This window comes from Massilia sp. CCM 8734 (genome assembly GCF_011682155.1).
Lineage (GTDB): Bacteria > Pseudomonadota > Gammaproteobacteria > Burkholderiales > Burkholderiaceae_D > Telluria_A > Telluria_A rubra.
The window spans coordinates 245,700-260,127 of the sequence record NZ_WHJI01000004.1 but is presented as its reverse complement, the minus strand read 5'-3'; the positions used below and the strand labels follow the sequence as shown (position 1 = coordinate 260,127).

General features: G+C 63.1%; 17 protein-coding genes. 8 read left to right on the top strand and 9 right to left on the bottom strand.

Features of this window, described 5'->3' with window-relative positions:
* Positions 1–525: 525 nt before the first annotated feature.
* A complete protein-coding gene (locus F2P46_RS06320; RefSeq protein ID WP_166886315.1) occupies positions 526–1,371 on the bottom strand; it encodes a universal stress protein in 846 nt (281 codons plus the stop codon).
* A gap of 136 nt (positions 1,372–1,507) precedes the next feature.
* Here F2P46_RS06320 and phbB point away from each other — a divergent pair, with 136 nt between their 5' ends.
* Positions 1,508–2,254: an acetoacetyl-CoA reductase gene (gene phbB / locus F2P46_RS06315; RefSeq protein WP_208296520.1), complete on the top strand. Its 747-nt coding sequence runs from the start codon at positions 1,508–1,510 to the stop codon at positions 2,252–2,254.
* Positions 2,255–2,327: 73 nt separating this feature from the next.
* On the opposite strand, the gene F2P46_RS06310 is transcribed toward phbB, so the two are convergent.
* The 4 genes from F2P46_RS06310 to hyi all read right to left on the bottom strand — a co-directional run bounded on the left by F2P46_RS06310 (position 2,328) and on the right by hyi (position 5,084).
* Positions 2,328–2,690 carry a TraR/DksA family transcriptional regulator gene (locus F2P46_RS06310; protein ID WP_166886311.1) on the bottom strand — a complete coding sequence of 121 codons (363 nt, stop codon included), beginning with the start codon at positions 2,688–2,690 and terminating at the stop codon, positions 2,328–2,330.
* A 153-nt stretch (positions 2,691–2,843) separates the two neighbouring features.
* Positions 2,844–3,287, bottom strand: coding sequence for a hypothetical protein (locus F2P46_RS06305; RefSeq protein ID WP_166886308.1), 444 nt, complete (start codon positions 3,285–3,287; stop codon positions 2,844–2,846).
* 18 nt (positions 3,288–3,305) lie between these two features.
* The gene (locus F2P46_RS06300) at positions 3,306–4,160 is read right to left on the bottom strand and encodes a hypothetical protein (RefSeq protein ID WP_166886305.1); all 855 of its coding nucleotides are present in this window, start codon (positions 4,158–4,160) and stop codon (positions 3,306–3,308) included.
* A 147-nt stretch (positions 4,161–4,307) separates the two neighbouring features.
* A complete protein-coding gene (hyi, locus tag F2P46_RS06295) occupies positions 4,308–5,084 on the bottom strand; it encodes a hydroxypyruvate isomerase (RefSeq protein ID WP_166886302.1) in 777 nt (258 codons plus the stop codon).
* A 167-nt stretch (positions 5,085–5,251) separates the two neighbouring features.
* On the opposite strand from hyi, the gene F2P46_RS06290 reads away from it, so the two are divergent.
* The 4 genes from F2P46_RS06290 to F2P46_RS06275 all read left to right on the top strand — a co-directional run bounded on the left by F2P46_RS06290 (position 5,252) and on the right by F2P46_RS06275 (position 6,972).
* Positions 5,252–5,539, top strand: coding sequence for a type II toxin-antitoxin system prevent-host-death family antitoxin (locus tag F2P46_RS06290; RefSeq protein ID WP_166886299.1), 288 nt, complete (start codon positions 5,252–5,254; stop codon positions 5,537–5,539).
* A 3-nt stretch (positions 5,540–5,542) separates the two neighbouring features.
* On the top strand, positions 5,543–5,818 hold the full coding sequence (locus tag F2P46_RS06285) for a type II toxin-antitoxin system RelE/ParE family toxin (protein ID WP_166886296.1): 276 nt from the start codon (positions 5,543–5,545) through the stop codon (positions 5,816–5,818).
* Positions 5,819–6,311: 493 nt separating this feature from the next.
* A complete protein-coding gene (locus F2P46_RS06280) occupies positions 6,312–6,560 on the top strand; it encodes a DUF4160 domain-containing protein (RefSeq protein ID WP_166886293.1) in 249 nt (82 codons plus the stop codon).
* Entirely contained in the window at positions 6,547–6,972 is a 426-nt protein-coding gene (locus F2P46_RS06275; RefSeq protein WP_166886290.1) for a DUF2442 domain-containing protein, read from the top strand. Before F2P46_RS06280 ends, F2P46_RS06275 begins: the two co-directional genes overlap by 14 nt.
* A gap of 26 nt (positions 6,973–6,998) precedes the next feature.
* On the opposite strand, the gene F2P46_RS06270 is transcribed toward F2P46_RS06275, so the two are convergent.
* Positions 6,999–8,300 carry an MFS transporter gene (locus F2P46_RS06270; protein ID WP_166886287.1) on the bottom strand — a complete coding sequence of 434 codons (1,302 nt, stop codon included), beginning with the start codon at positions 8,298–8,300 and terminating at the stop codon, positions 6,999–7,001.
* Between the two features lie 4 nt (positions 8,301–8,304).
* Positions 8,305–8,751, bottom strand: a complete 447-nt coding sequence (locus F2P46_RS06265; protein WP_166886284.1) for a MarR family winged helix-turn-helix transcriptional regulator — start codon at positions 8,749–8,751, stop codon at positions 8,305–8,307.
* Between the two features lie 474 nt (positions 8,752–9,225).
* Here F2P46_RS06265 and F2P46_RS06260 point away from each other — a divergent pair, with 474 nt between their 5' ends.
* Positions 9,226–9,513: a hypothetical protein gene (locus tag F2P46_RS06260; RefSeq protein ID WP_166886281.1), complete on the top strand. Its 288-nt coding sequence runs from the start codon at positions 9,226–9,228 to the stop codon at positions 9,511–9,513.
* A gap of 239 nt (positions 9,514–9,752) precedes the next feature.
* On the opposite strand, the gene F2P46_RS06255 is transcribed toward F2P46_RS06260, so the two are convergent.
* The gene (locus F2P46_RS06255) at positions 9,753–11,129 is read right to left on the bottom strand and encodes a DEAD/DEAH box helicase (RefSeq protein ID WP_166886279.1); all 1,377 of its coding nucleotides are present in this window, start codon (positions 11,127–11,129) and stop codon (positions 9,753–9,755) included.
* 245 nt (positions 11,130–11,374) lie between these two features.
* Entirely contained in the window at positions 11,375–12,154 is a 780-nt protein-coding gene (locus tag F2P46_RS06250) for an inositol monophosphatase family protein (protein WP_166886358.1), read from the bottom strand.
* Between the two features lie 178 nt (positions 12,155–12,332).
* On the opposite strand from F2P46_RS06250, the gene F2P46_RS06245 reads away from it, so the two are divergent.
* Positions 12,333–13,097 (top strand): RNA methyltransferase, encoded by a 765-nt coding sequence (locus F2P46_RS06245; RefSeq protein WP_166886276.1) that lies wholly within the window; start codon positions 12,333–12,335, stop codon positions 13,095–13,097.
* On the top strand, positions 13,094–14,416 hold the full coding sequence (locus F2P46_RS06240) for a hypothetical protein (RefSeq protein ID WP_166886273.1): 1,323 nt from the start codon (positions 13,094–13,096) through the stop codon (positions 14,414–14,416). Before F2P46_RS06245 ends, F2P46_RS06240 begins: the two co-directional genes overlap by 4 nt.
* The last annotated feature ends 12 nt before the right edge of the window (positions 14,417–14,428 follow it).

The following is a 14,428-nucleotide window of genomic DNA, read 5'->3' as shown; positions in this document are numbered from 1 at the left end:
TTCATGCCGGGCAAGGTGCGTTCGTGTTGAAATTGTGTTTTATGGATAACTCACATTTTATCAATCACTTACGGCATTCTTGCCCTTTTTTATGCAAAATTCAGGCTAGCAGCCTGTCGGACTTGGGGAGTCGAAGCGAAAAAATAGCCGGGCGAGGCCAGATTTTGACGATTTCGCAGTGCCAATAGCGAGCTATTGGCCGAGAAAGCGGCGAAATATGGACCGTTCCAGGTATTTTTGCAGCCGACGATCCCAAGTCCGACAGGCTGCTAGGGTTGAAATTGCAGTAAATTCAATGATATCACAATGATATCAACGGCCAGCCTTTCCGGTCGATTTCATTCTGTCGCTGTTTCCAGAGCCTGCCTCGTTAGATCCGCGAAAACGTGGCGGACATGGGCTCAGGCAATGCATGGTCAGCGCGGACAAGGCGCGGGGAGCTTGAATGGCTTGTCATGCAAGGACGAACAACGCTGCCCTGTCTGGCAGGCGCGCCAGTAGCGGCGCCGATCTGGCGAGATGTTTTTAGTGCGCCATCAGCACCGGCACGCTCATCGATTCGAACAAGGTGCGGGTGAAGCCGCCCAGGATGGTTTCGCGCACGCGCGAGTGACCGTAGGCGCCCATCACCAGCAGGTCGGCATTTTTCTGCGCGACCAGCGCCAGCAGAGCCTCGCCCACGTGCTGGCGCTTGTTTGCCAGCGGGTGGATCGCGAAACTGGCGCGCACCCCGTGCCGCGCCAGCCAGGCGCGCGGATCGGCCGCCTGCGCTTCGGCCACCGTGTGACTGCCCGGCCCGGTATCGAACACCGCCAGGTCGACGCTGCCCGCGTGGCGCAGCAGCGGCAGCGCCAGGCGCAGCGCGATGGCCGCTTCGCGGCTGGCGTCCCACGACACCAGCACGCGCTGCCCGACGCTGGCGCGCTCGCCCGAGAACGGCGCGATCAGCACCGGGGTGCCGGCGTGCAGCACCACGTCGGCGGGCAGGTCGGCCAGCAGGCCTGGCCCGCCCTGATCGGGATCGGACTGGCTGAGCACGATCACATCGGCCACCCGGCCATGCAGGCACAGGCCGCCGGCGGCGTCGTCGTCGATCACGCGCCCTTCGTACGAGGTCAGCCCGGCCGCCGCGCAGCGCGCGGTAAACGTCGCCAGCGCGGCCTGCGCCTGTTCGCGCAAAAAGCCCAGGTGCAGCGCCAGGGTGGGGTCGCTCTGGCCGGGCGGCAGGCTCGGATGGAGCGCGCGCGCCACGCCCGTCGGCGCCACCCCGACCAGGTGCCCGCCTTGCCTGGCCAGCGCGATGGCCACGCCGATGCGCCCGAAAACAGATGGATTGTCGTCGACGTGAACGAGGATAGTCTGGTACGCCATGCATGCTCCTGTGTCGATGGACGTGATATGCATCATCTTAAACCATCTTTCCCCAAGCTTTGATATTGCTCAATGTTGCGCACGGTAACCACCCTAGACTTGGGTTCGGACTTCACCACGATGACAGGAAAGCATGATGGAAATCAAAAGAGTGGCACTCGTAACCGGGGGCATGGGAGGTTTGGGTACGGCAATTTGCCAGCGTTTGCACCGGGCTGGCTTTTGCGTGGCGGCCACCTATTCGCCGCACAACAGTTCGCCCGAGGGCTGGCTGGCGGCGCAGCGCGACGAAGGCTTTCGCTTTTCGGCGTACAAGGTCGATGTGGGCGACTTTGCCGACAGCGAATGGATGGTGCAAAAACTGTTGTCCGAACAGGGGCGCCTGGATGTGCTGGTCAATAACGCCGGCATCACGCGCGACCGCAGCCTGGCCAAGATGGCCCACGACGACTGGGTCGACGTCATGCGCACCAATCTCGACAGCGTGTTCAACCTGTCCAAGCAGGCGATCGAACCGATGATCGCGCAAGGCTGGGGGCGGATCATCAATATCTCGTCGGTGAACGGGCAGAAGGGTGCTTTCGGGCAGGCCAACTATGCCGCCGCCAAGGCCGGCATGCACGGTTTCACCAAGGCGCTGGCGCTCGAAATGGCGCGCCACAACGTGACCGTCAACACCGTCTCGCCGGGCTACCTGCGCACCAACATGGTGATGGCGGTGCCGGACGAGGTGATGACCAGCCGCATCCTGCCGCAGATTCCGGTCGGACGGCTGGGCGAGCCGGAGGAAGTGGCGGGCCTGGTCGCCTACCTGTCGTCGGACGAGGCGGCGTTTGTGACGGGCGCCAACATCGCCATCAATGGCGGACAGCACATGAGCTGAAAACGCCCGCGCGTGCGCAGCCCTTCGCTGTGCATGTGCCGCGATCGCCTGGCGCGCCCGATGGTCGCGTGCGTCAGCGCTTCTCGGCGCGGGTCTGGCAGGCGATGCACAGGCGCGCTTCCGGGCGCGCCTGCAGGCGCGAAAAGCCGATCGGATTGCCGCATTCCTCGCATTCGCCGTAACTGCCGTCCTCGATGCGCGCCAGCGCCTGGCGGATGGTGCGCTGTTGCGCCACGTGGTGGCCGGCCGCTTCCAGCGCCAGGTCGTTGAGCAGGCGCACGGTGGCTTTGTCGGCCGGTGAGGTTTCGACCTCCTGCACCGCCAGGTCGCGCGGGCCGGCCGCCACCTCGGCCTCGTCGTGGCGGGCCAGTTCGGCCAGCCGCTGTTCGAGGACGGCTTTGAGGAGCGCAAGCTGCCCAGGTTCCAGTCCGTTCATGTTCGAGGCTCGGGAAAGTTGATGTTGTGTTGGCGTAGCGGCCCGGGTGGGCGCGCGCGCATTGAGGTGAGTGTAGCGCGTTCGCGCGGCGCTGAATACCGGCGCACGCGCGCCGGCGGCGATGTCTATCTGGCCAGATAGGGCCTATTGAGGCTATTGGGCCTTGATCGCCTTGATATGGTCGCGCACACCCTTGAGCGCGAGCGAGACGGTGCCGGGCACGCCGCTGGCCGCCGCGCCGGCCAGTCCGACCACCGCCGCCACCAGCCCGGTAATGTTGGCGATGACGCTGATCTTGCGGATTTTTTCGGCGGCGTCGGCGGTCAGGGCCAGCACGTACTGTTGCGGCTGGCCCAGGCCCTTGACTACGGCGCGCGCTGCGTCCAGGTACAGGGCGTGCACGTGCTGGCGCAACAGCAGTTCCTCGTCGAGCAGGGCGAAGGCGCCGTTGCGCTCGTCCTCACCCAGCCTGGCGTCGGCGGGCGCGCGGATGGCTACCAGCGCGCGTTCATGGATGGCGCCGGCGACGCCTGATAATTGCGCGGCCAGCGCCATGATGTCTTCCACACTGGCCAGTCCGTCTTGATCGGTCTTCATAGTACACCTCGGGTCGGTTTAGTCGCTTGCCAGGCCGGCGCGAATCAGGCGCAGGTCGCGCACCACGTCGGAGAGCATGTGGCGCATCTCGGACGAGGACATGGTGGCGAGGTTCTCGCGCAACTGCTGGTGTCCCTGCGCCACCTTGGCCAGGCCCTGGCGCGCCAGGTCGATGCGGCGCTCGACCAGGCGGTACTCGCTGGTCTTGGCCTGCGCATGGGCGCGCGCCAGGGTGTACAGCAGGCGGTCCTGCGGCCGGTCGGCCAGGGGCAGGGCCACATCGAAAAAGCCGAGCACGGTTTTCTTTTCATTCTCGTGGGCGCTGGCGTAGATGTCGGTCAGGCTGATCATTGCTTCGAGCAGCACGCGCACATCGGCGTCGCCTTCGCGCACCATGGTTTCCACGCTTTCTTTCTGGAAGTGCGAGGTGATCGCGCGCGTCAGCAGGCGCGCCAGGCCGGTATAGGCGGCCACCTGCTTCTGGCCGAGCGTGGTGTCGGTCATGCCGCTCAGGCCCACGCTAAAGGTGTCGATCTGCGGCGTGAAATCGTAGCGCCCTTGGCCCGCCAACTGGCTCAAGGTCTGCATGTACAGCACCACGGCTTTCTGGATGGTCACGAAGTCGTTGTAGGCGGCGTGCCGCCTGGCGTCGTTTTCCTTGGCGACCTTCTCGGCGGCGGGCGGCAGGTAGGGTTGCTCGCGCAGATAGGTGTCGCGGTAGCGCGTGGACAGTTCGGCGTAGCCGCCCAGCCGGGCCGAGGCGTCGGCGAATTCGCGCACCTCCTCCAGGTTGACCCGGTTGCTGGCGCAGCCGCCCAGCAGCAGGCTGGCGGCGAGGAGGGCGGAGGTGCAGAGGGTGCGAAGGGCGTTCATACATCCTTTCAGGCGGGGGCGGGAAGGCTGGCCAGAAGTTCCCATTCTTGCGCCGTTGACTTGAATCCAGTTTGCTTAAAGTCAAACTTCGCTAATGTTTCCATCGGCGAAATATGCCATCGATCATGTTGTTGATTTTGCCATGGATTAAGTAAATACGCTACGCCAATGCAGGCCGGCGATGGTCTCGCCACGCGGGTGGTATTCGCAGCCGACCCAGCCTTTGTAGCCGAGTTCGTCGAGCAGGGCGAACAGGTAGCGGTAATGGATTTCGCCGCTGCCCGGTTCGTGGCGGCCCGGGTTGTCGGCGGCCTGGATGTGGCCGATCAGGGGCAGGTGGGCGCGGATCGTATTGGCCAGTTCGCCTTCCATGCGCTGCATGTGATAGATGTCGTATTGCATGAACAGGTTCGGCGCGCCGCACTCGACGATCACCGCCGCGGCCTGGGCGCTGCCGGTGAGGAAGTAGCCGGGCATGTCGTAGGTGTTGATCGGCTCGATCATGAGGTCGATGCCATGCGCGGCCAGTTGGGCGGCGGCGAAACGCAGGTTGGCGATGTAGGTCTGGTGCGCGTGTTCGGGCGCGAGGCCGGGCGGCGCGATGCCGGCCAGGCAGTGCAGGCGGCGCACGCCGAGCGGGACGGCGTAGTCGAGGGCCAGCGCCACGCTGTCCTGGAATTGACCGATGCGGCGCGGGTCGCAGGCCAGGCCGCGCTCGCCCGCGTTCCAGTCGCCCGGCGGCAGGTTGTGCAGCACCAGTTGCACGCCGCAGTGCGCCAGGCGCTCGGCGATCTGGTCCGCGTCGACAGCGTAGGGGAACAGGAACTCGACGCCGTCGAAACCATTGGCGCGCGCGGCGGCGAAGCGGTCGAGGAAGCTCACTTCGGTGAACATCAGGCTGAGGTTGGCGCAGAATTTGGGCATCGGAAGACCTGGACGTTGGCAAGGCGCTATCGTAAACCACATTTTGGCGCATGGCATGACCTCAGGGCAGGCCACGATTGACGGCAAAGCCGGTTGACGTATGCAGTGAACAGCGCTAATCTCGATCGGTCTGCATCAGGCACGCATTACCTGCCCGGGAGGGCATTATGAAAGTTGCGAAAAAGTTCAGGCCGATCTCTGTTTTTGAAACAAATACGGCAGATATCGCCAGGGAACTACAAGAGGAATCCGGGCCAATCGTGATAACACAGGATGGTATCCCGAGCTTCGTGTGCGTCAGCTTCGAGGAGTATTACCGGGCGCAGGAAACCAATGCACTGCTCAAGATCGTCAAGATAGGCCAGGAACAAATTGCATCTGGCAATTTCAAGCCCATTGCAGAAGCACGTAGCGAGTTAGATAAACGGATCTCAGGCAAGCGTTCCAAGAGCTGAGCGATGGCATACACCGTCAATATTCTTGACGTCGCCAGCGAAGATATTGTCCGTATGGACGCGTATGTCCGGAGCCGATGGGGCGATGCGGTAGCTGATAAATCCTACGTCGCGTTGATGGACAGGCTGACCCTGCTTGCAAGCCAGCCGCTGATGGGTGTCGAATGCGATGAGTTGGCCAGTGTTGGCATTCTCGATTTACAGTTATCAACAGCACACCAAAGTGTTATATCAGGTCGATGCGACGCACAATGCGCTGTTTGTCCACATGGTGTATAGCAGCCGGCAGAATTTTCAAGCGCTCCTTTTTGACAGGCTGCTGCGCTACTGTTGAGCTGATCGTCTGAATGCGCTAAGTACTCCTGGTATTGAAGCGTCGACGCTGCATCGCCTTATCACTATCGAGGCTACTTCCCGGCATCGCGCCGGAAGCTGTCCGGATCACCTTGTCCGCGCCCCTGGACCTTACTTGCCTGACCTCGGCATTGCCCCATCCGCAATCGTCCCCATCGGCGTGAGCAGCCAGGCCAGCAGCGCCGCCCCCCACCAGGAACAATCCGGCGCCACCGAACAGTTGCGCCAGGGTCATTTTGGCGCATGGCGCGGCTTCGGGGCAGGCGGCGAGGGCCGACGCAACTGCCTGCCTGATCAGTAGACGTGTCCGATAGGCAGAGCTAAGGTCGGATGCCGGACACGACGCTGTATGAGCACGTCGGCGCCACTGGTTCTCGTCAAGCGCCAACTAAGCCAATCGGTTTAAGTCAGGGATACAATGCCAACTGTACTGACGATGTTTGGCCTGCGCGTGGTCATCTACCCAAACGATCACCGACCTGCTCATGTTCACGTTCAAGGTAAGGAATATGAAGCAGTGTTCAATCTGAATTGCCCGGACGGGCCTCCCCAGTTGCGCGAGAACTACGGTTTTTCGCAAAGGGAACTTGGAAAGATTGCCGCTGCGCTTGTCAAAAATCTGGCGCTGCTATGTGCTCAATGGAGGGGAATCCATGGATATTTCTGATTCAACATTTGAGGCCGCGAACCGCCGCGGAGCAGCAAAGAAAGTGGCTTTTCCGGTGGCGGTGGCGGTACGTTACGACCGTCGCATTTCACGCATCGTGATTTCGCTGGCATCCGGCTTGCAAATTGCTTTTGCGCCCCGCGACGTACAAGGTTTCGAAAACGCCCATCCGGCAGACCTGGTCGATGCTCAGATCAGCCCTTCCGGGTTGGGCGTGCATTTCCCCAAACTCGATGCCGACCTGTATCTCCCCACGCTGCTGGAGGGCTTTCTCGGTTCCAGGCGCTGGATGGCTGCACAGATGGGCAAGGCGGGCGGCGCGTCAGCGAGCGATGCCAAGACGGCCGCCGCGCGTGAAAACGGCAAGCTTGGTGGCCGTCCGAAGAAAACCAGGGATGTGGCTGGCACCTGAGCAAGTCAGAACGCACTCCTTCGGCCTCATCGTTCGGTCGAAGGCATTGCCCCATCCGCAATCGTCCCCATCGGCGTGAACAGCCAGGCCAGCAGCGCCGCCCCCATCAGGAACAATCCGGCCCCACCGAACAGTTGCGCCAGGGTCATGTATTGCAGCAGCCAGCCGGTCAGCGCCGCCGACAGCGGCGCCACGCCCATGAAGATGAACATGAAGATGCTCATGGCCCGCCCCAGCATGGCGCGCGGCACGCGTTGCTGCAGCCAGCTGAACACGGCTACCTGCATGAAGCCGCCCAGCACACCGATCGCCAGCAGCAGAGCCGCCGCCTGCCAGGTCGCCGCCACCAGCCCCAGTGGAATGAGCAGCAGCCCGACCAGCACATCGACCAGCAGCACCGTGGTGCCGAAATTGCGGACCCGGAACTTGCCCAGCACGCCGCTGAGCGCCATCCCGGCCAGGCTGCCGGCCCCGTGCACGCCCATGATCAGGCCCAGCGCCGAGGCGCCGTGCAGCACCGTGTTGGCCAGCACCGGCAGCGCCACCTGCATCGCGCCGCCCACGACAAACGCGCACAGGCCCCAGTACAGCATGCTGGTGCGCAGCGCCATGTCGTTCCACACCATGCCAATGCCGGCGCCGACGGCGCGCAGCACCGGTTCCGGCGCCGTTTTCGGCGCCGCATGCAGCAGGCGCACCTTGGACAAGGTCCAGGCCGACAGCAAGAAGCTGGCGCTGTCGAGCGCGAAGGCGATGCCGATGCCGTCCGCGTTCGCGTTCGCGTCAGCGGCGCCGCCGGCGCGGCTGCCGTCGCCGAACAGCGCGATCAGCATGCCGGCCAGCAGCGGCCCGGCCAGCATGGTCACCTGGCGGATCCCCATCATCACGCCGTTGGCCAGCGGCAGTTGCGCCGGCGCCACCACGTTCGGCAGCATCGAGGTGCCGGCCGGGATGCTGAAGGCCGAGGCGAAACCGATCGCCAGCGCCAGCGCGCTGATCAGCAACAATTGCATGTGGCCGGTCAAGACCATCGCTGCCAGCAAACCCAGCAAGACGGTATTCACGTACTTGCTGATCATGAGCATCGACTTGGGCGAGTAGCGGTCGACCAGGGCGCCGCCGAGCAAGATGAAAACGGCGCGCGGCACGCTCATCAGGGCAATCACCAGGCCCATCTTGAGCGGGTCGCCGGTGCTCACCAGCACCAGCCAGGGCAGGGCGATCATGGTGAACTGGTCGCCCATGGCCGAGATGATGGCGCCGCCCATCATCCAGCGGAAATTCGGCTCGCCCAGCAGGGCCGCGCGCGCTTGTTTTTGCTCGTCCATGGACTTAGCTGTTGCTCAGGTTAATGCCGGCGATCTGGCCCAGGATGGCCGACATCGCTTCGAGCTGGTCCGGTGGGAAGGGACGCAGCGCTTCGCGGCTGATCAGGTCGACGACATCGCTGGCGTTGAGCGCCAGTTCCTGCCCGCTGGGGGTGATGACGGCAAAGCCGACGCGGGCGTCGCGCGGATCGGCTTCGCGCGTGACCAGGCCGATCTTTTCCAGGGGCAGCAGGCTGCGCGTGATGCCGGACGCGGTCAGCCCCAGTCGCTCGGCCAGGTCGACCCGGCGCAGGCGGCCGCCCGGTGCGCGGCTCAGGTGGTTGAGGATCTGGAAGTCGGAAAAGCTGATGCCGTGGTGTCCGCCCAGGGAATTGTCGAAACGGCGCAGCAGGGCCGCGTTGGCGCGCGCCATGCGCAGGCACAGTTCGGCGTGAGAATTGAGTTCATTCATTGCGATCTCCTTTAGTGATGCGGTACAGATGTTTGAGTGCGCAAGTATATACGCTTTTTTTCAAGGCGTGGGCGGAAATCTGCGCATCGCATCGCATTGCGTCCGGGCGACGCTGGCAATCTTGTCAACGATCCAAAAAGGAAAACTTCATTTGCTCAAAGTGGCGACGAACAGTGCATGATGCTCAAGACTGACTGACGCTACTCCCACCCAGTCGACAGCGCCGCTATGAATCGAGCAAGGAATGCTGGAAATAGCGCACCGGTCGTGGATTCGGGTATGAGTTTTAGCGCGGCAAGCAAGCTGCGAGGGAAAATGCCCAGAAGATGGGAATGGCATATTACGAAGGAGAAAATGGTGTATTCAAGCGGGTGGGTCCGTAAAGCGAGTATAGCGCTGGCATGTGGAATTGCATGCGCTTTTGCAAGTGGTGCGGACGTGCGAACTGCCGCTAACGTTGCGGGGAAATGTATTATGGAATCGGAACACGCCGCTGCCGTCACCCTGTCAAAACAGGCGGATAAGTTCATTGACGACGGCAATTATGTAACTGCAATTACCTTGCTCGATCGGGGAGTTGGCATCGTGGGTAAGGCGTATCGCAGCCAGGATGTCATTGATGACACGGGAATGAAGCTGACGCTGTCTCACATTGAAGAACGGAAGGGGGCGCTGAGTATCGCGGCCAACTTGCGAAGCAGAGTGCTGTCTTCAAGGCTGGAATTATATGGCCAACGTCTTGAATGCACGAAGAAAAAATAGGGCTGCCAATGTATGCTTTGGCTGCGCTTCCTGCCTGGCTTGTCCTGGGCTGCGCAGCACTCGCCATCTCTGTATCTGGTGCACGCTCCCTGAAGTGATGCGGTACAGATGTTTGAGTGCGCAAGCATGCGCACTTTAAAAGCGCGTGGATCCATGCCTGCTCATCGTTGCAGATGGCAAACACGTAACCACGCGCGAAGGCGTGCGTCCGGCGACAGAGCGCCGGACTAGCTGCTTACTTAGCGGCCACGGCCACCCGAACGGTGCGGCGCCGCCGGACGCGGACCGCGCGCGCCAGCCGTACCGCCACCGCCGCCGCCACCACCAGCGCTGCGCGGCTTGGCCGGAGCACGGCCACCGCCGCCGCCAACCTTGACCACTTGCCCGCCGCCGGAACGACCACCACGGCCGCCATGGCCTGGCGCGCCGCTACGCAGTTGCACAGGCTGTGCGCGTGCGGTCGGGTCCGGTTCGAAACCGGCGATGATCTGGCGCGGCAGGGTTTGCTTGATCAGCTTTTCGATATCCTTGAGCATGTCGTGCTCGTCCACGCAGACCAGCGACACGGCTTCGCCGGTGGCGCCGGCGCGGCCGGTACGGCCGATCCGGTGCACATAGTCTTCAGGAATGTTCGGCAGGTCGTAGTTGACCACGTGTGGCAATTGGTCGATATCGATACCGCGCGCGGCGATGTCGGTCGCGACCAGCACTTGCAGCGCGCCATCCTTGAATTCCGACAGCGCCTTGGTGCGCGCCGACTGGCTCTTGTTGCCGTGGATCGCCATGGCCCCGATGCCATCCGCGCCGAGTTGCTCGACCAGCTTGTTGGCGCCGTGCTTGGTGCGGGTAAATACCAGCACCTGGGTCCATTTGTTCGACTTGATCAGGTGCGACAGCATCGGATGCTTCTTGTCGCGGTCGACCGGGTGGATCTTCTGCGAGATGACTTCGACCGTCGAATTGCGGCGCGCCACTTCGATCATGGCCGGCTTGTTCAGCAAGCCATCGGCCAGGGCCTTGATCTCTTCGGAGAAGGTGGCCGAGAACAGCAGGTTCTGGCGCTTCGGCGGCAGGGCGGCCAGCACTTTTTTGATGTCGCGGATGAAACCCATGTCGAGCATGCGGTCGGCTTCGTCCAGGATCAGGATTTCGACCTTCGACAGGTCGACCGTGCGCTGTTCCATGTGGTCGAGCAGGCGGCCTGGCGTTGCCACCAGAATGTCGACGCCGTGCTTGAGCTGCTTGATCTGCGGATTGATGCCAACGCCGCCGAAGATCACGGCCGAGTTCAAATTGGTGTACTTGCCGTACACGCGTACGCTTTCCTCGACCTGGGCCGCCAGTTCGCGGGTCGGGGTCAGGATCAGCGCGCGCACCGAGCGCGGCGAGGTTTTGCTGCCCTGGGCCGCGCCGACCGCATCGGTCGAGAGGCGGTTCAGGATCGGCAGGGTAAAACCGGCGGTCTTGCCGGTGCCGGTTTGTGCGCCCGCCAGCAGGTCGCCGCCGTTCAGCACGGCGGGGATCGCCTGGGTCTGGATCGGGGTCGGGACGGTGTAACCGTGTTCGGTTACGGCACGAACGATAGCATCGGACAGGCCGAGTTTAGAAAATGACATGATAACTTTATGGTGGAGATCGGCCCGTCGCTCATGCAATAAGCGCCAGTCGCAGGCAATCAATATTAGAAAATCGTGGTGGCAAAGGCACTGGAAACGGTGCCACCCGACATTGCGGCATACACAGCGATGCTAAATTTAACAGAAATCAGTTTCGCTGTGGAAATTTCACGTGCGGCTTGTGAAGCCTGGCGGAGGGAAAGCGGAGGCCTTACACGGCCTCCGGTACAGCGTCACGGCGTATTTTACGCGAAAGGCGCGAGCAGCGTGACCATCTGGCCAAACACCTTCGGGCTGGCGGCGATGATATCGCCCTTGTGCAGGTAGTCGGACTCGCCGTTGAACTCGCCGACGATGCCGCCCGCTTCCGTCACCAGCAGCGAGCCGGCGGCGATATCCCAGGCTTTGAGGCCCTTTTCGTAGAAGCCGTCGCTGCGGCCGGCGGCCACGTTGGCCAGTTCCAGCGCGGCCGAGCCGGCGCTGCGCACGGCCTGGCAACGTTCGGCGACGACGCCGTACATTTTCATGTAGTCAGCCAGCGCGCGCGGGCCGGCGGCGTGGCCGGAGCACAGCAGGGTGTTGGCCAGGCGGTCGTGTTTGGTGACGCGGATACGCTTGTCGTTCAGGTAGGCGCCGGCGCCTTTGCTGGCGGTGTACAGGTCGTTACGCACCGGATCGTAGATCACGGCCTGCGTGACGATGCCGCGCTGGGTCAGCGCGATCGAGACGCAATAGTTGGGATAGCCGTGCATGAAATTGGTGGTGCCATCGATCGGGTCGATGATCCAGGCGAATTCACTCTCGTCGTTCAGGTTGGCGGATGCACCCGATTCCTCGGCCAGGATCGCATGGTCGGGATAGGCTTTGAGCAAGGTCTCGATGATCGCCTGTTCGGCCGCCTGGTCGACATCGGTGACGAAATCGTTGTGTTGTTTTTCAGTAACACTGATCCGGTCGACGTCGAAGGACGCGCGCTGGATCACGGTGGCGGCGCGGCGAGCTGCCTTGATCGCCGTATTGAGCATTGGGTGCATGTGGAGCTTCCGTTAAAAGAACGCTAACGCCCACGGCGCCCCCTTGGGCGCAGCGTACGGTAGAGAACAAGAATGAATTAAAGAGCGGTGCGGCGGCGAACTGGTTAAAATCGCGGGCTGGTCAGCCCTGTTTTTAATCATCCGCCACTGCGCGATAGCGCTATTTTAAATGAACACGCCCGAAATCAACACGTCTGTTTTCAAACGCCTGCGATTTGTCCTGGTCGAGACCAGCCGCGCCGGCAATATCGGCGCGGTCGCGCGCGCCATCAAAACCATGGGATTTTCCGACCTGGTGCTGGTCAACCCGCGCTTCCCCGATGCCTTGCAAGACCCGGAAGCGGTGGCGTTCGCCAGCGGCGCCCAGGACGTGCTGACAGGGGCGCGCATCGTCGGCAGCATCGGCCAGGCCCTGGAAGGGTGCAATTTCGCCGCTGCCGTGTCGGCGCGCCTGCGCGAATTCTCGCCGCCGGTGCTCACGCCACGCGCGTTCGCCGGCCATGTGGCGGGGCAGGGCGACTTGTCGGCCGCGCTCATTTTCGGCAACGAGCGCTTTGGTTTGCCGAACCAGATCGTCGAGCAGTGCAATGTGCTGATCAATATTCCCGCCAATCCCGATTATTGCTCGCTCAACCTGGCGCAGGCGGCCCAGGTGCTGGCCTACGAATGCCGGGTGGCCGGCGACACCGAGGCCCAAGCGCCGAGCGCGATCGGCTTTCATGGCGACTCCGCCAGCCTGGACCAGGTCGAAGGCATGTATGCGCACCTGGAACAAGCGCTGGTGGCGATCGATTTTCTCGACGCCGACAATCCCAAAAAGCTCATGCCGCGCCTGAAACGCCTGTTTGCGCGCACCCAGCTCGAGACCGAGGAAGTCAACATCCTGCGCGGCATTGCGCGCCATATTCTCAAGGCGCGCCCGGACGAGCGATGAGCGCGCCACGTCCGGCCTGTCGTTTCGCCTACCTGCAGCACATCGGCCTGCTCGACGGCAGGCAATACCGGCGCGCCGTGGCCGACCCCGAGTCGCAAGCGCTGTCGGCCAGCCCCACCCTGGTGGCGCCGCTGGCGTGGCTGATGCGCAAAGACATCGTGTCGGCGGACGAGCTTGTCGCCGCCTTCGATCATCTTGAACTGGCCAGCGACCAGGACATGGTCGATCAGGCGCTGGAACAAGACGAGTTGTTTTGCATGAAGGGCAGCGCCGTCTGCATTGATCTGATGGTGCGCGAAGGCCTGCTGCGGGCGGACGAGCGCGACGGCGTGCTGGAGGGCATCGGTTTCGAGCGGGCGCTCAGCGTGCCCGGCGACGTGCTGTTCCAGATGGTGAACTGCGGTTTGATGACGCGCGAGCGTTTCGACGCCTTGCATGATGTTATTGGCGGCAGCGCCAGGCGCGACGCCATCCTGGACCATGCCGATTTCCTGTTCAGCGCCGTTCAACAACGCAAGGACTTCAAGCCAATCGTGCCCCCGAAGGGGAGATGGTTATGGCTCGAGATCGCGCTGTGGGTGCTCGGACCGGTGTTGCTGGCATTCGCCATCGGCGGGGTCATGCGGCTGTTCACCGCGCTGCCCGCCTGCGATGGCTGGTCGGTGCGCGGCAAGATCGACAGCATGCTGCCGCGCGGCGTGGGCGCGACGCCCACCGGCATGCGCGAGGTCGGCTATATCGACCAGACCGGGGTGCGTGGCTGCAGCGCCACGGCCAGCGTCGGCGGCAAGGCCCTGGCGTTCGCCTATACCGTCGCCAAGGACAAAAAAGGGGACGAACTGGTGGTGGTCCAGGCCGATCCGGTGATCGTGCAGACCCGCTTCGGACGCCGCGCCGTCGACGGCCAGGCATCCGACCTGACCTACCCGATCAAGCGCAGCATGCTCGAGTGGGCCCTGCGCGACGGGGTCGCGGCGGCCAAGACGCAGGCCGACATCCTGGACGCCGACCTGCGGCAGGAACTGGCGCGCAAGGAGCTGCGCGAACGCTGGGCCTTGTCGGCCCGCGAACTGCGCGGCGAGATTGCCGACGTCGAACCGGTTGTGCCGTGCCGCGCGCTGGTGGTGAACCAGCGCTACCGCTGCCGCCTGCTGATCGAGCGCAACGACCCGCTGCGCATGGGCGTGGGCGCCCCTTCCACCCTGCATGAGGGCGAGTTCACTTTCGAGCAGGGCGGGTATGTCGGTGTCTGGGGCGTCAGCAAGGACTTCAAGTCGGAATACGCGGCGGCCATCGCGGCCCCGCGTCCTGCGCGATAAGCTTGCAGGCAC